This window comes from Shewanella frigidimarina NCIMB 400 (assembly GCF_000014705.1).
Classification (GTDB): Bacteria; Pseudomonadota; Gammaproteobacteria; order Enterobacterales; family Shewanellaceae; genus Shewanella; species Shewanella frigidimarina.
Genome location: NC_008345.1, coordinates 2,991,982 through 3,013,204, shown reverse-complemented (window position 1 = coordinate 3,013,204; position 21,223 = coordinate 2,991,982). Strand labels below are relative to the sequence as shown.

General features: G+C 41.2%; 16 protein-coding genes. 9 read left to right on the top strand and 7 right to left on the bottom strand.

Annotated features, from left to right (window positions below; translation table 11 throughout):
• Nucleotides 1–235: 235 nt before the first annotated feature.
• A complete protein-coding gene (locus SFRI_RS12925) occupies nt 236–1,171 on the bottom strand; it encodes a permease (RefSeq protein WP_041413083.1) in 936 nt (311 codons plus the stop codon).
• A 106-nt stretch (nt 1,172–1,277) separates the two neighbouring features.
• Here SFRI_RS12925 and SFRI_RS12920 point away from each other — a divergent pair, with 106 nt between their 5' ends.
• The 3 genes from SFRI_RS12920 to SFRI_RS12910 all read left to right on the top strand — a co-directional run bounded on the left by SFRI_RS12920 (nt 1,278) and on the right by SFRI_RS12910 (nt 3,892).
• The gene (locus SFRI_RS12920) at nt 1,278–1,571 is read left to right on the top strand and encodes an ArsR/SmtB family transcription factor (protein ID WP_011637967.1); all 294 of its coding nucleotides are present in this window, start codon (nt 1,278–1,280) and stop codon (nt 1,569–1,571) included.
• Between the two features lie 101 nt (nt 1,572–1,672).
• Nucleotides 1,673–2,212: an RNA polymerase sigma factor SigZ gene (gene sigZ / locus SFRI_RS12915; RefSeq protein ID WP_011637966.1), complete on the top strand. Its 540-nt coding sequence runs from the start codon at nt 1,673–1,675 to the stop codon at nt 2,210–2,212.
• Nucleotides 2,213–2,404: 192 nt separating this feature from the next.
• A complete protein-coding gene (locus tag SFRI_RS12910) occupies nt 2,405–3,892 on the top strand; it encodes a glutathione synthase (protein ID WP_011637965.1) in 1,488 nt (495 codons plus the stop codon).
• A gap of 121 nt (nt 3,893–4,013) precedes the next feature.
• Here the strand turns inward: SFRI_RS12910 and SFRI_RS12905 are convergent, their stop codons facing one another.
• A complete protein-coding gene (locus SFRI_RS12905) occupies nt 4,014–4,913 on the bottom strand; it encodes a LysR family transcriptional regulator (protein ID WP_011637964.1) in 900 nt (299 codons plus the stop codon).
• A gap of 629 nt (nt 4,914–5,542) precedes the next feature.
• Here SFRI_RS12905 and SFRI_RS12900 point away from each other — a divergent pair.
• Together SFRI_RS12900 and SFRI_RS12895 are read left to right on the top strand one after the other, a co-directional pair.
• Entirely contained in the window at nt 5,543–7,066 is a 1,524-nt protein-coding gene (locus SFRI_RS12900; RefSeq protein ID WP_011637963.1) for a flavocytochrome c, read from the top strand.
• 10 nt (nt 7,067–7,076) lie between these two features.
• On the top strand, nt 7,077–7,445 hold the full coding sequence (locus tag SFRI_RS12895; protein ID WP_011637962.1) for a cytochrome c3 family protein: 369 nt from the start codon (nt 7,077–7,079) through the stop codon (nt 7,443–7,445).
• Between the two features lie 132 nt (nt 7,446–7,577).
• Here the strand turns inward: SFRI_RS12895 and SFRI_RS12890 are convergent, their stop codons facing one another.
• Nucleotides 7,578–8,456 carry a LysR substrate-binding domain-containing protein gene (locus SFRI_RS12890; protein WP_011637961.1) on the bottom strand — a complete coding sequence of 293 codons (879 nt, stop codon included), beginning with the start codon at nt 8,454–8,456 and terminating at the stop codon, nt 7,578–7,580.
• 575 nt (nt 8,457–9,031) lie between these two features.
• Entirely contained in the window at nt 9,032–9,133 is a 102-nt protein-coding gene (locus SFRI_RS21775) for a LysR family transcriptional regulator (RefSeq protein ID WP_244262828.1), read from the bottom strand.
• Between the two features lie 109 nt (nt 9,134–9,242).
• Between SFRI_RS21775 and SFRI_RS12885 the strand changes: the two genes are divergently transcribed.
• On the top strand, nt 9,243–10,436 hold the full coding sequence (locus SFRI_RS12885) for an NADH:flavin oxidoreductase/NADH oxidase family protein (RefSeq protein WP_011637960.1): 1,194 nt from the start codon (nt 9,243–9,245) through the stop codon (nt 10,434–10,436).
• A gap of 249 nt (nt 10,437–10,685) precedes the next feature.
• On the opposite strand, the gene SFRI_RS12880 is transcribed toward SFRI_RS12885, so the two are convergent.
• From SFRI_RS12880 to SFRI_RS12870, 3 genes are all read right to left on the bottom strand, one after another.
• Nucleotides 10,686–11,891 carry an MFS transporter gene (locus SFRI_RS12880; RefSeq protein WP_011637959.1) on the bottom strand — a complete coding sequence of 402 codons (1,206 nt, stop codon included), beginning with the start codon at nt 11,889–11,891 and terminating at the stop codon, nt 10,686–10,688.
• 125 nt (nt 11,892–12,016) lie between these two features.
• Complete coding sequence (locus SFRI_RS12875) at nt 12,017–13,012, bottom strand: response regulator (protein WP_011637958.1); 996 nt, start codon at nt 13,010–13,012, stop codon at nt 12,017–12,019.
• A gap of 14 nt (nt 13,013–13,026) precedes the next feature.
• Nucleotides 13,027–16,359, bottom strand: coding sequence for an MHYT domain-containing protein (locus SFRI_RS12870; RefSeq protein ID WP_041413616.1), 3,333 nt, complete (start codon nt 16,357–16,359; stop codon nt 13,027–13,029).
• A gap of 559 nt (nt 16,360–16,918) precedes the next feature.
• Between SFRI_RS12870 and SFRI_RS12865 the strand changes: the two genes are divergently transcribed.
• The 3 genes from SFRI_RS12865 to SFRI_RS12855 all read left to right on the top strand — a co-directional run bounded on the left by SFRI_RS12865 (nt 16,919) and on the right by SFRI_RS12855 (nt 21,074).
• The gene (locus SFRI_RS12865; protein ID WP_011637956.1) at nt 16,919–18,625 is read left to right on the top strand and encodes an AMP-binding protein; all 1,707 of its coding nucleotides are present in this window, start codon (nt 16,919–16,921) and stop codon (nt 18,623–18,625) included.
• Between the two features lie 345 nt (nt 18,626–18,970).
• Nucleotides 18,971–19,855, top strand: a complete 885-nt coding sequence (locus tag SFRI_RS12860) for a DMT family transporter (RefSeq protein ID WP_244262827.1) — start codon at nt 18,971–18,973, stop codon at nt 19,853–19,855.
• A 460-nt stretch (nt 19,856–20,315) separates the two neighbouring features.
• Nucleotides 20,316–21,074, top strand: coding sequence for a spermine/spermidine synthase domain-containing protein (locus tag SFRI_RS12855; RefSeq protein ID WP_011637954.1), 759 nt, complete (start codon nt 20,316–20,318; stop codon nt 21,072–21,074).
• Nucleotides 21,075–21,223: the final 149 nt, after the last annotated feature.

The following is a 21,223-nucleotide window of genomic DNA, read 5'->3' as shown; positions in this document are numbered from 1 at the left end:
TTGATAGTCAAAGTAAATAAGTTGATTACTCTATTTCAGCATTCAAAACCGCTAAGTCGAAACTTTTTAGATGATGTATTTTGTAGATTCACTATTTGATTCCCTTTGTTGACTGATAAATACATTGCAGGTTTTTACAGCGCAGTGAATAAACAGAGAGGGGGAATGCGATAAATATTTTACAGAGAAGTCAGTAGGTTAACGGCACACCTGCTAGAGTGTACCGTTTATTTGGCTAAAATATTGATTGGTATAGAAATCCAGCACCCATTGCCATACTCAATATGACGAATAAGAAAGCGACAATCATTTGGTTTTTGAAGATAGATTTAAGCAAAATGACTTCAGTTAAACTTGCTCCAGCACTACCAATAATTAACGCCATGACTGCGCCAAGACTCATCCCTTTTGCTGCCAATGCGGCGCTTAATGGAATAATAGCCTCAGCACGAATGTACAATGGAATACCAATGACAGCAGCGATAGGAATAGCAAAAGGGTTGTTTTCACTTGCAACACTTACCACAAACTCTGTTGGCATAAAGCCGTAAATCATTGAACCAAGAGCGATACCACCGATTAAATAAGGAAGAACTTTCTTAAAGTCACTCCATGTGCTGTTCCAAATTTTTCGCCATTTACTGACCTGTTTGGTTTTGCCGCCACAGGAAGACCCGCAAGTTGTTTTTTCAGGTGCATTTGTCACATCTGGTGCAAAATTGGCTTCAGGTTTTACATACTTATCAAAGCCCAGTTTTTCAAGGGTAAAACCTGCAATTACTGATACTCCCATTGCGATAGCAAAATAGAAGGCTGTTACTTTTAGACCGAAGGTCACGGCAAATAATCCAATAATAATGGGATTGAGCAGAGGACTTGCAAACAAGAAAACCATCATCGGCCCGAATCCTGCGTTTGCTCGTAAAAGCCCTTTTAAGAAAGGAATAGTGGAGCACGAACAGAACGGGGTAATTGCCCCTAATAATCCCGCCACGATATATCCTTTGCCATTTTTACCACTCAAAATGGTTCGTATTTTTGATGGTGGGATGTATTCCTGAAGTATGCCGACAAAGTAACTGATCACTAAAAACAAGACCGTTAGCTCTACAGCAAGGAAGGCAAACATGTTTAAGGTTTCTATAAGCATTTGTTGAGTAATATTTATCATTTTAAATTTCCACATTTCTAGTATATTCGAAATATAATATTGATCTATGGTATCGTCAATATATTTCTAGTATTATCGAAATATAAAGTTAATAGGAATATTTCTGATGAGTATCGAGATAGTTGCTAAAGCATTGAAAGAGTTAGGTCATCCGACACGATTGGCCGTTTACAAACAGGTTATGAAAGCGGGACCAAAGGGCGTTGCTGTCGGTAAGTTAGGTGACAATATTGGTATACCCAATTCTACATTGTCTCACCATATCTCAAGTATGATCACCGCGGGATTGATTACACAACATAGGGAAGGCAGGGTTTTATATTGTATCGCCAACTATGAAATGCGTGAAAATGTACTCAACTTCTTGCAACAAGAATGCTGTATCGACAGTACTTTTTAATCGCCGAATTCAATAATAATTAATAATCTTGCGTCTTTATACTGACTGCTGCGTCTTAGTATTTGTATCGTGAATTTATAGTGAGTTGAGAGTCTGTTTATATGATATCTGAATGGCAACATCACAAAGCGCAACTGCGCAGTTACGTTAGTAATCGCATTGATGATGCTGATGCAGTAGATGACATCTTGCAAGATGTTTACCTCAAAGCCAGTGGTAATCTGCATCAGTTAAAATCCAAAGGTAGCCTCAAAGGTTGGCTTTATCGTATTGCTCACAATACCATCATGGATTTCTATCGGCAGCGGCAGCAATTTGAAGCATTGCCTGACGATCTCGTTGCAGAAGAGCAAGAGTCAGGTAAAGAGGCGCGTGAAGAATTAGCAGAATGTTTACGACCATTGATTGACGAACTGCCTGAAAAATACGGCACACCACTGCGTTTAGCGGAACTAGAAGGTGTATCGCAACAAGCTATTGCCTATCAGTTAGGCTTGTCACTCTCTGGGGCAAAAAGTCGAATTCAACGAGGCCGAGTTAAATTTCGCCAGCAAATGATGGCTTGCTGTGATTTTGAAATAGGTCAAGAAGGTATAACCAGCTATGTCCCGAAAGATCCACTCCAGCGAGCTAAATGTTAATCGGTGCATGTTAGTTGCTATATGTTAGTCACTGCATGTTAGTTGCTATCTAACACAATATTTTTATATTTAAGTCAGACTTTTAGAGGCTCATCATTGCCAGATGACTTACTTGAAACTATATGGGCGCTTGTAACTGTATGGTTGCTTGGTGCTGAGTCGTGGGCAGAATAATTATTTTTTGGAGCAACTATGGCTCGTACAACTCCTCCTTTGATTTCACCGCAAATCATTAATGAAGCAACTGAATGGGCCATTATGCATGGTGTTGCGTTTCGTCAGGCAGATAACAGCGCAAGACATTGTCCCTTTAGTATTGCTCCCATGACGATGGAGCGTGAAGTGTTTCAGTACTTACGTAAAGTGACCCCGCTTATTACTAAATTGATAAATAATGTCAGTGAAGATCACGATTTCCTCCAATCTGTACTGGATGATGTCGCCAAAGCAGATCCGTTTTTTGGTCGCTTATTGTCTTTACACCAACAGGCCCATGGCAATACTGAGCATCGACTTAACCCTGCTCGTAAACCGTTACTGTTAATGCGAACCGATTTTATGGATGATCGTCAACATGGTGCCAAAGTTATTGAGTTTAATGGCATTGCTGCTGGCATGGCGCCTTTTGGTCAACGTGCCACTGAGTTTCATGCTTTTTTAAAGGAGCAATGGCCGGAAGTTTATCGACAGTGGTTAGAAGATAGACGGTCGACACCAGCGGATAATCAAGGCCTAGATCAACTGGCCCACGGTATTGCACAAGCCGCTCGAAAAGTCGCGGCGGCATTTTACTCCGATACTGTAGAGCAATCAGCGACAGCCCTGCATAAACCGACCTTTTTGATGGTGATCCAAGAAAATGAAGATAATGTTTATGATCAACATCTACTTGAAGTCGCACTGCAAACACGAGGGTTACGAACCATTAGGCGCACCTTTGAACAGCTCAGCAGTCAACTTTCAACGGGTGACAATCAGCGTTTGATGTTAGAAGGCGTTGGCGCTATCGATGTTGTGTATCTGCGAGCGGGTTATCAGTATGCAGATTACTACTCGCCGGAGCGAAATGAAGCAGTGTGTTGCCAAACTTTAAGTCAGACCCGACTGTTTATTGAGCAGCATCATGTGGCGGTGAATGCGACCTTTAGCCAACAACTCGCCACCAGTAAAACCATGCAAATGCTACTGACCCAGATGCCAGCTGATGAATATGCTCGTTGGGGGTTAAATCTGGAACAAGCCTTGTTGGTAAAGAGTGTGCTCGCGGACATGAAGCCAATAAACCCTGAAACCATCAGCTGGTTTAACACCCACGCCAATAAACACCAGTGGGTATTAAAAAACCAAGGCGAAGGCGGTGGTCACTGTATTTTTGGCGATGATATTAGCGATAAATTAACAAAACTTGCCCCTCAAGAATATGATGCATGGGCGCTTATGCAGCGTTTGTATCCCCATGAGCGTGAAGTGCCAACTATTGCAGTGCGAGATGGTGAGCAAACATTAGTCGATAACCTAGTTAGCGAGGTTGGACTATTTAGCGTATTTTACGACGGGGAGCCCGCCACAGAAATGGATGGATATGCCGGTTACCTCATCCGCAGCAAACCTGCGAGTGAAAATGAGGGTGGTATACATAGTGGTAAAGGCATTTTAGACTCGCTGACATTGATTGATTAACAAGTCCAATTTAATGGAATAACAAAGATTGAATTGAGACTGTAACTAATTTTTTGTCCAACATGTTACGGAGCTCTTCATTAGGCGTTGAGCTAAATGATCCATGTCTTAGGTCAATAAACTAGATAGCTGCCAGCATTTTGCTACAGTTGCCTCTTAGTAATTCTCTTAACGCTAATACAGCGGGAGTTACCTGTTTTCGGCTTGGACAAATAAGATGTAGCTCTACTGGAGGGGATTGATAGTCAGACAGGATTTGTACCAATTTTCCACTGCGTAAATCAGCAAGAACATCTATTTCTGCACGATATGCAATGCCTTGTCCGAAAATAGCCCATCGTCGAACAATATCAGTATCATTACTAATATTATTACTGTCGACTTTGATTTTGTGGTTTCCTGATTGATTCGAATACTCCCACTGATTAAATAAATATCCCTTTTTTTTATGCAATAAACAATTGTGTGTTCTCAGTTCTTCAGGATGTAAAGGTTCACCCCATTTAGATAGGTAATCTGCAGATGCACAAGTAATTCTGTCCATGGTTGCAATAAGAAATGAAACCATCGTTGAGTCTTCCGGCTTACCGTATCGAAGGGCAATATCAACGTTATCGAGGAAAAAATCAGAAAGAGAATCACCAATATTCAAGTCTATTGATAGGGTGGGGTGTTGCTTTGTTAATTCCATCATCCAGGGTAAAACGATATTACGGCCTAAATCTGATGATATTGATAGCCGTAAATTTCCACTTATTTTCCCTTGTATTTGATGAGCCGCTATTTGCCCTTGCGCTAAACTTTCCAACGCTTCTCGACAGTGAAACAGAAATTGCTCACCTTCAGGTGTAATACGCAGTTGCCTGGTTGTTCTTATAAACAACTGAACATCGAGCTGTTTCTCTAATCGGCGCAGCGCTGAACTGACGGCAGGAGGCGTAATGCTAAGCTGTTTGGCAGATTCTGTTATGCTGCCCGTTTCAACTATTCGAATGAATAAATGCAGATCTGAAGTGTTCATTATAAACTTATTATTAATAGTATATATATTATTGGTTGGTTTTTAGTTTATACAGAATCACCTCTAATGTCTGTAAATGTGAAGTCAATTTGCGTTAATAAACACAATTTAGGCTAACTAACAAATCGAAGGTCGACTTTAGTTGCCCTGTAAGTTTGTTATCAAAATAGGTCAGATAAAATCATCATTTTGATGCATTTTTTTGTGCCTTTTATATTAGGGGAAGCTGATCTTTTAAGGTTGTTTTTTCGGCGAATCGTGAGCCATTACGTAAACATGAGCTACAAGTCAGAGGCTTGGTAGTGTCGTTGTTCTACATTAAGAGCTGATAACGCGGTAGAAAGGCCAACAAACGTTGCCTGTAAGGTTCGGCTAAAAACGTTTTACTCATTGTTGAGTACATCTTCTTGAAGTGATAATAGCTTAGACTGCGAGGTAGTAATCCACTCGCCTCGATTAACACGTTTTTATTTCAAAATGTAACCAGCACAGATCTACAGCCTCTAATCGGTGAGTAGAACTCATACCACTATGAGCATCAGTCGGTTAGCAAGAAAGTTAATGTGATGTTTCTTACATTTTGGGCATGTTTCCATACATATCATTACTCCGAATCAACTAGGAGATACATGATGAATGAAAAAGTGTTTAGTCAAACTCGACGAAATATAATCAAGGCGGCCGCCCTTGCTGGGGTAGGTAGCACTACTTTGTCATTGACTGCTGAAGCAAAGCCTATGCATGAGTTCGATGAAACTTATGATGTTGTTATTGTTGGCTCTGGGTTTGGTGGGCTGGCTACAGCGCTTCAATCTAGAGAGTTAGGCATGAGTGTATTAGTGGTAGAAAAAATGCCTGCTTTTGGCGGGAACTCTTGTTTGAATGGATCAGGCTTTGCTGTAGCAGGCCTTGACGAGCAAGCTAAACTGGGAATTGATGATAGCCCAGAAAAATTTATGCAGGACATCCTTAGTTCCGGTCAAGGGCTTAGTACCCCTACACTTGCACATGCCATAGCGTATGGTGCGAAGGATGCTTTTGAATGGGCCCAGTCTCATGGGGTTAAGTTTGCTGATGGCGTATATCTCTATGGCGGTCACTCTGTTGCGCGGGTAAAAATAGGTGTACGTGCTACTGGTGGCGATATAACCATCCCATTACGTGAAAAAGGCGAGCTCTTGGGCGCGCAATATCGCTCACGTTGTTCCATGAAAAGCATTCTGCTAGAAAATGGTAAAGCGATAGGTATTCAGGTGGCTAATCATCATGATTGGACCAATGCTGAAAGTGGTATCGTGAAAAATATTCGTGCTAAAAAAGGAGTTGTTATCGCGACAGGCGGATATGCTAATGATGTCCAGTTCCGCCAGATGCAAGATCCAAGACTCGATGCTTCCATTTCTAATACCAATCAACCAGGAGGTTCCGCTCAAGGACTTAAAGAAGTATTGCGCGCTGGTGGTGCCCCTCATCAATTATCAATTATCCAAATAGGCCCTTGGGCCTCTCCAGATGAGCATGGTTATGGGGATTCTCCCGATTATTCACCTTTTGCTGGCTATACGCACGGTATCGCAGTGGATGTGAATACTGGTGAGCGATTCTTGAATGAAACGGGTGATCGTAATATCCGAGCTAAAAATATTACTAATATTTTAGACAAAACACCTGGCGTTTATCCTGTTCTATTCTGCGATTCTATTGGTCACAATGATCCCGGTATTCCGGCAACCCGACGCCGTCGTATTATAAAATCTGGAACAGTGAAGGAGTTTGCGACGTTAGAGCAAATTGCAAAACATTACGGTATCCCAGTCGCCCCTTTCCTAAAGCAAGTAGAACGTTACAACGCTTCAGTAAAAGCTGGAGTAGATAAGGATTTTGGAAAACTTGTATCTCGATTAAAGCCAATCAGCACCGCGCCATTCTATGCCCAACGTGTGAGTAACACCATCCATTACACTGAAGGGGGAGCTTACATTAATGAAAATGCATCAGTATTATCGCTAGAAGGCGAACCTATTCCAAACTTATATGCTGTTGGTGAGGTTTCTTCAGGTGCCCATGGAGCTGGTCGTTTAGGTGGATGCGGTACCGCAGACCCTATGGTGATGGGTCGTATCGCAGCAAAACATATTGCAGCAAAAGCATAAGGACTTAGTGATGATGTTCAACAAACTAACACTCTCTATTTGCATCATTATTTTAATGTTGTCGACGGCTTACGCTAAAGATATGAGCCAACATCATAAAAAAATGGAACTCAGTTGCAAGGATTGTCACGCTAGCGGCCAAAAGGTAATTCCAACCAAAGAGGCCTGCTTAACATGTCATGGTCCACTCGATGAACTAAGAGATGCTGCAAAACAACCTGAAAGTGAGCTTTTTCGGGATACAAATCCACATTATTCACTCCACTATGGTGATGGACTAGAATGCTCCGCCTGTCATAGTGAACATAAGCCCGCCAAGATTTATTGCAACACTTGCCATCACAACTTTGAATATCCGGATTTTCCAACCAATAAATAGAACGATTAACTATCCAACTCAATTCACTAGCCATTATGGTTGTGAATTGAGTCTTTTTACCTATAAATTAGTGATAAAATGACATTTTAAATATATATAAAATTGGACGTTTTCTATTATTTGCATTCATTTTTAATCATTAATGAATTTTTTATTAATCCAATCAGAGAGTAACTTGATATTGGGTTCATATCGTCGTCTATTTTTACAACATAAAAAATAGCGCCGCCCAGTTGGCGCTGATGGTAGTCCTACTTTACACAAACGACCATCAATTATATCTCGGTGTGCAGTAACCTCACATGATAAGGCAATGCCATTGCCTAATTCTGCAGCTCTAGTTGATAATAGTGCATCACTAAACATGTTCATTTTCTGGTAAATTGCCGGTTTTAAATTATGATGGTTAAACCATAACTGCCAATCAGAGTTCTCTTTTCCATTCGTTACCAATAGCGTGTAGCCAGTCAAATCCTTTATCTTTATTATCGTTGTATCGTTAATTATTTTAGGACTGATAACAGGAATTAATCTTTCTTGAAATAGTTGTTGATAGTGATAACCATCAATACTCTCTTCTGTTGTAATAAATAAATCAGCAATTTCATCACACATTGTTGGATGATTAATGGCTAATATAATTTCGACATCAATATTTGGATGGGCAGAATTAAATTGTTCAATTTCATATGTAAGATAACCGAGTGAAAGAGATGGGTAGGTAGCAATTCGTATTTTTCCGCGACTTATAGAATTGAAATTGCAAATTCCGTTAAGTTGGTCAAAAATGGGCGTTAACTGATATGCTAACCAAGTGCCTTTCTTCGTCAGTTCTATGTTGGTACCACAACGTATGAATAACTTCTCAGCATAAAACTCTTCAAGAAGTTTTACCTGCTTCGACACAGCTCCTTGAGTAATAGCCAACTGCGAAGCCGCGATAGAAAAAGATTGATTACGTGCAACAGAGTCGAATACTTGTATAGCTCGTAGTGGTGGTAATCGATGCATTTAAATCATCCAAATATGCATATTTCGTCGGACAAGATATTCTTTAAAATAAATAGCCTTTGAATTCATATGTTATTAAAAAAACTAACTTTATATTATCTATATGTCACAATAAACATAAATGGCTGCGTTGTTAAAAGACTATTAAAAAAGATTTAATAATTCAATTTAATTATTAAATAACAATAAGTTATAATTATTTGATGAACTATGTCATAGAGGTATTTATCTCAATGTGAGATCTAGAGTGTATTCTTGCTTACCATACCTAAGGACAGTATTAGCATTATCTAAGAAAAATCAGAAAGTTACTCACCGATAATCAACGTTTATTGATAAGGTGGAATGTTGCTCTGTTTATTCCATTATCCAGGGTAGAACGATATTGCGCCCTAAATCTGATGATATTGATAGCCGTAAATGTCCACTTATTTTACCTTGTATTTGATGAGCCGCTATTTGCCCTTGCGCTAAGCTTCCAAAGCTCTCGACAGTGAAACAGAAATTGCTTACCTGCAGGTGTAATACGCAGCTGCCTAGTCGTTCTTATAATATTTTTCTAATCGACGTAGTGCTTAACTGACGGCTGAAGGCGTGATGTTAAGCTGTTTGGCAGATTCCGTTATGCTGTCAGTTTCAACTGTTCGAACGAATAAATGCAGATCTGAAGTGTTCATTATAAACTTATTATTAATAGTATATATATTATTGGTTGGTTTTTAGTTTATAGACAATGGTTCATAATGTCTTTAACCGTTAAGATAATTAGAGTAACCAGAGACAGTTATGACCAATCCAATAAGCTTGAAAGACCCACTTAAGCTGCCATGTGGCGCTGTTATTAAAAACAGGCTTATAAAATCTGCGATGTCAGATTCACTTGCCGATGGCGAGGGTAATGCTACAAATCTGCAGGCTAGGCTTTATGAACGGTGGGCGAAGAGCGGACTTGGACTATCGGTTATAGGTGAAGTACAGGTTGATCCGCGGTTTCCTGAAAAGCCGGGTAATCTGGTTTTAGCTGATGGGATGGATTTAGCTGCATTGCGTGAGCTAACTTCACGTGCCGCTATTAATGGCGCTCATATATGGCCTCAGTTAAGTCATGCTGGTGGGCTTTCTCATTTACCCATAAGCCAACCCAAAGGACCATCAGCGCTTAATATTAGCCAGTTTCAGTGTGCCGGAATGTCGATTGATGAAATTTATCAATTACCTGATATGTATGCCAAATCTGCTATGTTAGCTAAAGACGTTGGATTTACAGGTGTGCAAATTCATGCAGGTCATGGATTTTTACTTAGTCAGTTTTTGTCGCCATTGTTTAACCATCGACAAGACCAATATGGTGGTTCTATTGAAGCGCGATGTCGAATTATTGTCGAAATAATTGCAAAGGTGCGAAGTGCAGTGGGGGATTCATTCCCGATAGGCATTAAGATTAATTCCACCGATCAATTAGAAGGTGGTTTAACGCAGGAAGATGCATTAGCCGCTATCCGAATATTGGATCAAACTTCATTAGACTTGATAGAAATAAGCGGTGGATCTTATTTCCCTGGAGCCAAATCTAGCTCTGATTCATCTACAAAAGGCCCTTATTTTGCAGAGTTTGCAGCAACAGCAAAGCGCTTATCGAATGTGCCTATAGCGGTTACTGGAGGGTTTAAAACCTATGCACAGGCATTAAAGGTAATAGAATCTGGCGCTGTTGATTTTGTTGGATTAGCGCGTGCATTAGTCATAACCCCCGAGCTTGCGAAAGACTGGCTAATTGGGACGGCAACTGCCCCTAGTTTTCCTCGATTCAAGGCGCCACCTCAAGGTGGAATAACGGCTTGGTTTACCATGCTGTTAACCGCTATAGCTAATGATAGCGAGGAAAGTTTTGAGCTTGAATTATTACCTGCACTGCATCTTTATGAAGAGCTTGATGACGCTCGTTGTGATAAATGGATGCAAAAATTTGAGATTAAATAATAGTTAATTAATTTACATTATTGATATTGATACATTTTCATCACGTAATATAAATGACGCTTTTAATGGTTTGATAAGTCGCCGAGATAGGTGTTTCTCAGACGCTCAAACTACTTGCCCTAACGGTTATCGACAATGTTACCGACAATGTTATCGGTATTGAGCCCAGCAACTTGTTCGATAATTCGTTAGGGAGTTAGTTAGATTATTTGTTATAAAATTCGTTAAAGAATAAATTCTAAAGCCTGATTATGCAGAACATTGTTCCAGTTGAGCCTTTTTCTTATTCATTTGCAGATAACTTAACAACCACATCATTAAGCCGCCAGCAAATAACACTGCCGCTACATAGCCTGTCTCGTTAGGCATTGCGCCCTGTGCGATAAACATGCCGCCCACCCAAGGGCCGATAGCATTGGCGGTGTTAAATGAACATTGTACTAATGCCCCTATCATCGCGTGACCATTTGGCGATACGTCCATCAGTAAGGTTTGAATCAGTGTCGCTAAACCCACACTGCAGCCAATAAAGAAAATTACCGCATACAATAGCCAAATATTATGGCTGGCACTGACGTAAGCAAGCGAAAATATAATCGTACACACTAAGGCAATACCAGTGGTTTTTAAGGCTGCGCGATCGGCTGCTTTGCCTAATACGTAATTGCCTAAAGTACAACCAATACCAAACATTACCATCGCGATTGAAATGGTGTATGCCGGCGTTTCAGTCACCACTAAAATGGTATCGGCGATGTAAGTGTAAATACAAAATACGCCACCAAAGCCAATAATCACAATGCCAAGAATTGACCAAACCAATTTATTCTTTAACACGCTAAACTCATTGATTAAATTTGACGGCTGGTTGTTTTCAATTTTAGGGATCACCACATATACGCACACTAATGCAACTAAGGCGAGGACAGATGCACCCGCTAAACAATAGCGCCAGCTTAAGTTTTGGCCGACTAAAGTGACAATGGGAACCCCTACAATAGTGGCTATGGTTAGGCCCATAAACACTTTAGACATGTAACTTGCACGTTTATTTTGAGGGGCAATATCGGCAGCCAATAAAATAGCGGCACCAAAATAAGCGCCATGGGGTAGGCCACTTAAAAAGCGAAATACAATAAGCTGTTCAAGTGAGGTTGCCATCGCACTTAAGCCATTAGAGATAAACATTAATGTCAGAAATATTGCCAAGGCATGGCGTTTTTTCATGTTGGCTGTGGTCAGCATTAAAATAGGGGCGCCGACAACAACGCCTATCGCGTAAGCACTAATCGCATAACCACTTTGTGACGGTGTTGAGGAAAATGTTTCACTAATTAATGGCAGCATTGGCATCATCGAAAACTCTGATAATCCCAATATAAATGTGCCTAAGGCTAACACTAACAAAATGGCGGTGGTGTTCAGTTGGCTTGGTAATGCAGCAGCCGGGGTCATAAAAAATCCTGTTGGTAATAAGGGAGTTGGGTGAATTGAACCATTAAGCGATTGAAATAGGGCAAATCCTAAAAACTAATTGGCCCGTTAGTTCACGACTAAACTAACGGGCCAATTACGGTCTATTAGTCTTGCCAGCGTTGCTTAATGTATAAAATGCTGGGCAAAGATTGCTGAAATAGTGTCACTAACTGCGGGTCAAAATGTATGCCGCTTTGGTCATGTAAAAATGCCATGGCTTTGTCGACAGTCCATGCTTCTTTGTAAGGGCGTTTGCTGGTGAGAGCATCAAATACGTCGGCAATTGCCACAATACGTCCTTCAATAGGAATATCTTCACCTTTAAGTCCATGAGGGTAGCCGCTACCATCCCACTTTTCGTGGTGAGTCATGGCGACGACTTTGGCTAAGGCGATCAAATCTGAATCTGATTCACCTAGAATTTCGGCGCCGATTTCAGGGTGCTTTTTCATGATGGCAAATTCTTCATCGGTGAGCTTACCCGGTTTAAGCATAATGCTGTCGGGAATACCAATTTTACCAATATCGTGCATTGGTGCTGCATGGAGTAAATTGTCGGCGGCCGATTTTGATAAACCATAAGCAAGGGCAATAATTTTAGAAAAATGGCTCATGCGCATCACATGCATACCGGTTTCGTTGTCTTTGTATTCAGATGCACGGCCTAAACGTTGAATGACTTGTAAGCGTGTACGGCGCAAGTCTTCAGCTTGCACTAAAGACAAATGAGTACGAACACGTGCTTTAACCACCGCAGGTGACACGGGTTTAGTAATGTAGTCTACCGCGCCCACATCAAAGCCTTTAGCCTCATCCACTTCGTCACTTAACGCCGTGATAAAAATGACTGGTACCGCTTTGGTGCGTTGCACAGTTTTAAGTTGCTGGCAGACTTCAAAACCAGTCATACCCGGCATCATCACATCGAGTAAAATCAAATCCGGCAAGTCGCGTTCAATTAAACGCAAGGCTTCTTCGCCACTTTTAGCAAAAATCAGCCTGTACTGATCCTCAAGCATTTTCTTTAACACTCTGAGGTTAGCGGGTTCATCGTCGACAATAAGAATTGTCGGCATACGATCTTGGTTGCTATATATCATTCAATTCAGTCTTTTTACTGTGCAGTAACATTGGACTCAAGTGCATTGAGTTGTGTTATTGCTTGTTCAAATTCAAAGTCGTCTAGAGCATGTTGTATGTTGATACATTGCTGTCGGTATGCCGACGGAGTTGCTGCAATTAGTGTGTCTACATCGTGCTCATTGTATTGGTTTTCTTTTGCAGCTAAGCGAATAAGGTTAATGATTTGGATGAACTCATCAACGCTCATACTATCTTTTTCTGCGGTTTGATCTGGGTGTTGACTGATATCTTGAGTGCTAAGATAGGTTGTCACATGGTCAAAAGCCTGCTCAATAGTGGGCAGCAAAGCCAATAATTCAGTGGTGGATTTTGTCATGGCTAAGCGCTCGGCATCGCTAAATAAACGTGTTAGTTGCGTTAGCGATAAATTGCCAGACAACCCTTTGAGTCCATGTAAATGCTGATTAATAGCTGGCCAGTCGGCAGTTTGTATTAATTGTTTAAGCTGTTGGTTGCTATCGTGTTGTTTAGTCATAAATAGGCTAATTTCTTTCACGAGAGTGTCTTTACTTCCCCACATCGAGATGCCTTTTTTCTCATTAACCACTTGCCTGTTGTCGATATCAACAGCGGTGTTATCGACGGCCATATTGCTTTGTTCAAGTTTCAACACTTGGGCAATTTCATGATTAAGCAGCATCATATCGATAGGTTTATTGGCAAAACCATCCATACCGGCATCTAATGCTGCTTTTTTGTCTTCAGGCAGTACGCTGGCCGTTAATGCAATAATTGGCATATGCGGTAACTGTTCGTTTTGCTCTTGTTCACGACGAGTACGCGAGGCGGTTAATCCGTCCATGATAGGCATTTGCACGTCCATCAATACAAGATCTATTTTGTCGTTGCGCATTCGCAGTAGGGCTTGTTTACCGTCGCGGGCTGTAATGATGCTGTGACCTTGGCGCTTCATCATAATGGTGAGCAAATCAATATTTTGCTGGATGTCATCAACTATCAAAATAGCCAGTGGTTTAATGTGACGGGTTGTTAACGGAGTCAACGTGCTGTTGATGTGTTTGGGTGCGGTTAATGGCAAGGTAAAGCCAAAACAACTGCCTTGGCCAAATGTGCTTTTAGCGGTAATTTTACCGCCCATTAATTCAACCAACTGTTTGCTGATGGTTGTCCCCAGACCAGTGCCACCAAAGCGTCGGTTCATGCTGGCATCTGCTTGAGCAAAGGCATCAAACACTAAGGCTAGTTGTTCTGGCGTCATGCCAATACCGGTATCGTTAATCGCAAATTCAATGCAACCGCTTGGTTTAACGCTAACATCGATACTGACGCCACCTTCGGCGGTAAATTTAATCGCATTACCAATTAAATTGGTCAATACCTGACGAATTCGGTCTGGAGCACCATGATAAGATATTGCCACATCTGCTGATACATTCACATTTAAGAACAAACCTTTAGAACTAGCTTGTAACCATAGTGTCGATACCACCGAATCAATTTCTTCGATAACAGAGAAATCGCGCAATTCGAGATCGAACTTGCCTTTGTCTAACTTGGCACTATCGAGAACATCGTTTAGTAGGTGCAATAAAGACTTAGCAGACTGATTAATAGTACGTAAATGTTTTTGCTGCTCAGCGGGTAGCGAATCGTCGAGTAAAATGTCGCTAAAACCAATGATGGCGTTCATTGGGGTGCGAATTTCGTGGCTCATGTTCGCTAGGAATGCCGAGCGAGCCGATGCTGCTTGTTCCGCTTTGTCTTTGGCAATTAATAAAGATTGCTCCATTTCTTTGCGATCGGTGATGTCCATAATAAAGCCGTCGAGCCATTTATCTTGTACATCTATCCCGTCAACATGAGCACCATAACCGAGCAGCCAGCGAATATCACCGTTGGCATTATAGATACGGTATTCCAGCTTAAACACTTGGTCTGTGACGACTTGATTGCCTATTTGCTCAAGGTCATCTGGATGTACGTGTTGGTAAAAATGACGTTTTGGTGTTGCGCCTATATAGTCACTTGCTGGATAACCGGTAATATTTTCAACCGCATCGCTAATGAATACCATCGGCCAGTTTTCAACATTTAAACAGCGATAAGCGATACCGGGAATATTGGTGATAAGTGAGCGAAACTGAGCTTCGCTTTTAATCAACGCGCGCTGCATTTCAATACGGTGACGTAAGTCACTTATGTACATCACAAACAGGCTTTTACCTTCAATACACGCATGGCCAATTGACACTCTAACTGGAATGGTCGTACCGTTAACATGTAGCGCTTCTACATCGCGGCCAGTACTTTTTTGTTGCCCTATGTTGTTGCTAAAACTGTCTAAACGGGCGTTAAACTCATCGATAAATGGACTCGGGATAAAGTCACGAATATTTTGATGACATACATCTTCAAGTCGCCAGCCAAGAAGTAATTCTACCGCTTGGTTGCCGCTTTCAATACGCCCTTTAGCGTTAAAGGTAATGATACCGTCAACGGCGGTACTAATGGTCGCGCGATAACGTGCTTCAGTTAATTTGGCTAGGTGTAACGAGGCTTGGTATTTCATCAACATGTTGACGGCTAATACCAATAAAATAATCACCACAGTAATCGTGGCAACTGCAATGCCTAAATACAGTGACATCATTTTGGTTTGTGCAGAAAATTCAAATCCGGGTGGGCGGACAAAACGAGCCGCAGCCATACCGATGTAATGCATACCGGAAATTGCGCAGCCCATCACCATCGCTGCAATCGCATTTTTATGTAAATCACTTAATGCAAAACGACCTAGATGGTTCAAGCTAAAACGTATCCACAGCGCGAGAATGGCCAAAATAATGGCAATGATTATTGATAAACCAAAATAGAATAAGTTGTAACGAAGTAGGGGAGCCATTTCCATGGCGGCCATGCCGACATAATGCATGGTGCCAATACCTGCGCCAGTCAATATACCACCCACCACAAATTGGCTTAGCTTTGGTTTGGTTGTGGATATGACATTTAAGGCTACCCAGGATGCTGCAATGCTGGGAATAAAAGATAACGCGGTTAAGCCGAAATCATAGCTCACCGGAGTACATAAGCTGAATGCTAACATGCCAATAAAATGCATTGACCACACACCGCCACCAAGCGCGATGCTGCCACAGCTGGTGAGTAAGTGTCGTTTAAATTTATTGAGTGTTAATGCTGCTTGCGATGCGACTTGTAATGCCATAAACGAGGCAAATATTGCGATAGCTATGGATATGCAAACAACTATAAGTTGAAAATCACCAACGATTAATAGGCTTTCATCTGTAACAGTAAAGAGTGTGCGGATTGTATCAAGCATAATAATTAGATGAATGTCACTTTTAGATAAGTATAAGGAAGCTATCGGCTTGGAATTAAATAACATCAGTATTTGTTCGATTTTTAACTAAAGACTGCGCTAGATCAATGTTTAAATGATTTTTCGCGAGTTATGGTTAATGGTTTTGTGTTTTTTACTCCCATTCTGTAGTTAACTTACAGGGTGTTGTTGTAATAATGCTAATCGGTTGTGGTGTTTGAGTGTTTGGGTGTTTTAGTTTTAACTATGATTAATTTTTACAATATCGGCTATCGCTCCAATTATTCTTTTGGTTATCACTCCAGCGTGTTGTTCACTTTTGTGTATTGTTTTTAGCGGCGCTAATAAATTGGCGCTAATAAATTGGCACTAATAAGATTGCTCAAATGCCATCATTAAACCGTTATTGATAAAAATGAATGCGTTACTGTTAATATTAGCCTTTGCTGTAAACATTACTCACCATGCCTCTTTAGTCTAATGCAGTGCTTTTTTACTTGTGAGTCAGGCCGTTAATTGGTTAGCTTGAGCATGACGAAACACATGCAAGGAGGCTTTAATGGTCAAACAACATCAAGCACAACTACCGCTTACCCAAAGTGAATATCATGGTGTCACCTCAACGACGCTTACTGATAAAACCATTGGTCAATATTTTGATGATATTGCCAATGCTTACCCAGACAATCTTGCGGTAGTCGTTCATCATCAACAAATCCGTTGGAATTACCGTGAGTATCAAGCAAAGGTTGATGCGCTTGCCACTGGTTTGTTAGCGCTAGGTATTCAACCAGGGGATCGAGTCGGAATTTGGTCTCCTAACAATATTGAGTGGTGCTTAATCCAATTTGCTACGGCTAAAATTGGCGCCATTATGGTGTGTATTAATCCGGCTTATCGGCCTGAAGAGCTAGAATACTCCTTAAGTAATGTGGGCTGCCGAGCAGTCATTTGCGCAGATAAATTTAAGTCCAGTGATTACTTACAGATGTTAAATGAGTTACTGCCAGAGTTAAGCACCAGCACAGCAGGTAAGCTCACCACACTCGCACTGCCTCAGCTTGAGTTTGTTATTCGAATGGGCACCGACCGTACTCCCGGTATGCTCAATTTTAATGATTTGCTGCTGGAGGTTAACGACGAAGCTCAACATGTGTTGGCCACCATTGCTGACTCTCTCGATACTCATGATTCGATTAATATTCAATTTACATCAGGTACCACAGGCAGCCCCAAAGGCGCGACGTTATCGCATCATAATATTTTAAATAATGCTTATTTAGTCGCAGATGCTATGGGCTTTACTCAAGCCGACAAGTTATGCATCCCTGTACCGCTATACCATTGTTTTGGCATGGTGTTAGGCAGTTTATCCAGTATTATTCATGCATCGGCGGCGGTATATCCTGGTGAGTCCTTTGACCCACTCACCACTTTACAAGTGGTCGCACAAGAGCGTTGTACTGCTCTACATGGCGTACCGACTATGTTTATTGCCGAGTTAGAACATCCACAATTTAACCAGTTTGATCTTAGCTCATTGCGCACAGGCATTATGGCGGGCGCCACATGCCCCGAAGAAGTGATGCGCCGAGTGCAAGAGTTAATGTACATGAAAGAAGTACTAATTGGTTACGGACAAACCGAGTGCAGCCCATTAAATCACATCACTGAAATTGACTCCCCAATCGAAAAACAAGTGCTCACCGTGGGTCGAGCATTGCCGCATACTGAAGTGAAAATCATCAATGAGTTTGGCGACGTGGTTGCTATTGGTCAGCCCGGAGAAGTGTGCAGCCGAGGTTACTGCATCATGCAAAGTTATTGGAATGATGCAGTCAAAACAGCTGCAACCATCGACAGCGCAGGCTGGTTACATTCGGGCGATATTGGCCAAATGGACGAGTTAGGCTACGTGCAAATTGTTGGCCGCATTAAAGACATGATTATTCGCGGCGGTGAAAATATATATCCACGAGAAATAGAAGAAAAACTTTATAGCCACAAAGACGTGCAAGACGCGGCAGTATTTGGAGTACAGAGTGACAAATACGGCGAGGAGGTATGCGCATGGATTAAAGTCCGCGCCAATGCCGATATCACCGAAGACGATATTCGCCACTTTTTAACCGAAAAATTTGCCTATTTTAAAGTGCCGCGCTACATCAAGTTTGTTGACCAATACCCAATGACAGTAACGGGTAAAATTCAAAAATTTAAGATGCGTGAGTTGATGTATCAAGAGTTACATGAAGCCATAAACTGATATTTTGCGTGTAATCATTAAAGCCCAGTGTTGAGTTATCGCACTGGGCTTTAATATTGATGGGCTATCTACTTAAAAGTGAAGTAGAGACAACACGCGACAACGAGTGAATCAATAAATAGCTGAGTCATAAGTACTGGCGTAGTTGAAATAGTCTTATTTGCGACAAGCGCTTCAAGTGTAAAGTTGAGTTCAAGTTCAAGTTAGACACAGTTGTAAACAAATGATGTTTTCTCGATAGCATATGGTGAGTGATACCATTGCCGGCTTATATTTTTATCGGCTGAGTACGTCAGCTTTTCCGCTTTTTCAGCTGGATACAATCGACCCATTGTTGGAGTTATTTTGAATAATACTAAAGGTAGCCTTTTTATGGTTGCTGCTATGGCGGCATTTTCTATTGAAGACATGTTGATTAAATCGGCTGCCGAAACAACTTCTATTGGTCTGATTTTAGCGTTATTTGGATTAGGCGGAATGTTGATTTTTATGCTGCTGACTTGGCGTAAAGGGCAAACAATTTTACACCCAGCACTGATGTCCAAGCCAATACTCATACGTGCAGTTTGCGAAGTCGTGGGTCGATTCTGTTTTGCATTGGCTATTACGCTAACGCCTTTATCGAGTGCATCGGCCATTTTGCAAGCCACGCCATTAATCGCAATGATAGGTGCAGCCTTATTGTTTGGTGAACAAGTGGGTTTTAAACGCTGGATTGCTGTATTGGTTGGTTTTTGTGGTGTGCTGATGATCATTCGCCCCGGCCTTGATGGCTTTGAAGCAACATCTTTATTTGCCGTCGTGGCGACCTTAGGTTTTGCGGGCCGCGATTTAGCCACTCGCGCAGCTTCAACGGTGTTGTCTAATATGCAACTTGGGGTATATGGATTTTTTGTGTTAATCCCAGCTGGCATTGCAATACAGTTATACCAACACGAGCCATTACAACTTAGTTCTACCGCCGCAGTGCAAATTATCGGTGCAATTGTGTTTGGGGTGATGGCGTATAATGCCCTCACAATTGCTATGCGTGCTGGCGATGTATCGGTTATTTCTCCTTTTCGTTATACGCGTTTATTATTTGCCTTAGGTTTGGGGATATTTATATTTGGAGAGTCACCAGATTTAGCGACTCTTCTTGGAAGCCTGTTGGTGGTATTAAGTGGCGGATATACCTTAATTCAAACGCGTAAAACAGTCACAGCAAGTTTGATAAAGAGTCGCGCATGAGCCGTGGGAGTCGATTCAGCCTGCTGTAAGGTATAACAAGGTTAAACACTGCAAGGTTAGACATTACTAGGTTAGAGGTTATTAGGTTAGACATTACTAGGTTAGACATTACTAGGTTAGACATTACTAGGTTAGACATTACTAGGTTAGATATTAGCGATAGACATTAATGATAGAGAAAATGTTTCGCATAAGCTTGATGACGGATAAAAAGCGACTAATGTTAAATTAACGGTGGAAGATTCATTTTTGTAAACCAGATATTTTTGATCTAAAACTCATACTCTGTAGCATGAAGTGTCATACTTTGTTGCGTGATAACGATAGCAAATAAAAGTGGCTACTTACTAAATACTTTCATTTATTAAACGATAAAAATCAATAACAAAGACCTGAGCTTATTTTCCGTTATACTGCCTTACCCGCTACATACCCTTATTTAAGAGGTATCAAAAATACCATGGATATCAAAGGAACCTGCATTTCATCTACAGCAGATGAGCACGGCCCCATTTATGTTTATCAAACAAGAAACAGCCGCATTCTCAGCTTTGATGGAAAAATCTATCAAAGCTGCATGAAAATCAATGATATTAATGGATTACATCTAGGTTACACCCAAGCCATGATGGCCGGTTTATTTTTTATTCCCGCAGTAACAACAGCCACAATCATGGGGCTGGGTGCAGGTTCAATGGCTAAAATATTACTCAGTAGTTTCGTCGATTTGAAGGTGCACGCGGTTGAATACCGTGAAGCAGTCGCGAAGGCTGCGAAAGAGTTTTTTTACTTACCAGAAACTGAACGTCTTGCTATTCATATAGACGATGCGGTGAATTACATAAAAAACACCGACATTAAAAGCGATATTATCTTTTCAGATCTATACAACTCACAAGGTATGGAGCCGAAACAAGTACAATCATCCTACTTACACGATTGTAAAAATGCACTCAATCAGCAAGGGGTTTTGGTGCTCAATATCTGGCATACGTCAGCTGAATTACGCCAAGAGTTAGATGAATTACTCGCGCTCGAATTTGAAAATCGATTACTCAGTTTTGACGTCGAAAGCGGCAATACAATCGTGCTTGCATTCAAAAACGATATTCCTGCGATAAAAAGACACGAGCTACTGGCGAAAGGCAAAGCGTTACAAGCGCAAATGAGTATTCCAATGGAACGTTACGCCAACTTACTCTGCGATGCACAAGCTTAATAGACCACCGATTATTATCTTAGATGACGTTTATCTTAGGTGACGTTTAACTTAGATGATTTTTATTTTAGACGGTTGTTAGTTCATATTCTGAGGCGAAATATTTTAATGTTGTCGCCGCAATTTTTTATGACTGGCTCATCAAGCCA

Excerpts from the sequence above, each read along its gene's own strand:
- SFRI_RS12895 (WP_011637962.1), top strand. The coding sequence starts at position 7,077 with ATGATGTTCAACAAACTAACACTCTCTATTTGCATCATTATTTTAATG.
- SFRI_RS12910 (WP_011637965.1), top strand. The coding sequence starts at position 2,405 with ATGGCTCGTACAACTCCTCCTTTGATTTCACCGCAAATCATTAATGAA.
- SFRI_RS12855 (WP_011637954.1), top strand. The coding sequence starts at position 20,316 with ATGGATATCAAAGGAACCTGCATTTCATCTACAGCAGATGAGCACGGC.
- sigZ (WP_011637966.1), top strand. The coding sequence starts at position 1,673 with ATGATATCTGAATGGCAACATCACAAAGCGCAACTGCGCAGTTACGTT.
- SFRI_RS21775 (WP_244262828.1), bottom strand. The coding sequence starts at position 9,133 with ATGAACACTTCAGATCTGCATTTATTCGTTCGAACAGTTGAAACTGAC.
- SFRI_RS12875 (WP_011637958.1), bottom strand. The coding sequence starts at position 13,012 with ATGATATATAGCAACCAAGATCGTATGCCGACAATTCTTATTGTCGAC.
- SFRI_RS12885 (WP_011637960.1), top strand. The coding sequence starts at position 9,243 with ATGACCAATCCAATAAGCTTGAAAGACCCACTTAAGCTGCCATGTGGC.
- SFRI_RS12865 (WP_011637956.1), top strand. The coding sequence starts at position 16,919 with ATGGTCAAACAACATCAAGCACAACTACCGCTTACCCAAAGTGAATAT.
- SFRI_RS12900 (WP_011637963.1), top strand. The coding sequence starts at position 5,543 with ATGATGAATGAAAAAGTGTTTAGTCAAACTCGACGAAATATAATCAAG.
- SFRI_RS12890 (WP_011637961.1), bottom strand. The coding sequence starts at position 8,456 with ATGCATCGATTACCACCACTACGAGCTATACAAGTATTCGACTCTGTT.
- SFRI_RS12880 (WP_011637959.1), bottom strand. The coding sequence starts at position 11,891 with ATGACCCCGGCTGCTGCATTACCAAGCCAACTGAACACCACCGCCATT.
- SFRI_RS12905 (WP_011637964.1), bottom strand. The coding sequence starts at position 4,913 with ATGAACACTTCAGATCTGCATTTATTCATTCGAATAGTTGAAACGGGC.
- SFRI_RS12870 (WP_041413616.1), bottom strand. The coding sequence starts at position 16,359 with ATGCTTGATACAATCCGCACACTCTTTACTGTTACAGATGAAAGCCTA.
- SFRI_RS12925 (WP_041413083.1), bottom strand. The coding sequence starts at position 1,171 with ATGATAAATATTACTCAACAAATGCTTATAGAAACCTTAAACATGTTT.
- SFRI_RS12920 (WP_011637967.1), top strand. The coding sequence starts at position 1,278 with ATGAGTATCGAGATAGTTGCTAAAGCATTGAAAGAGTTAGGTCATCCG.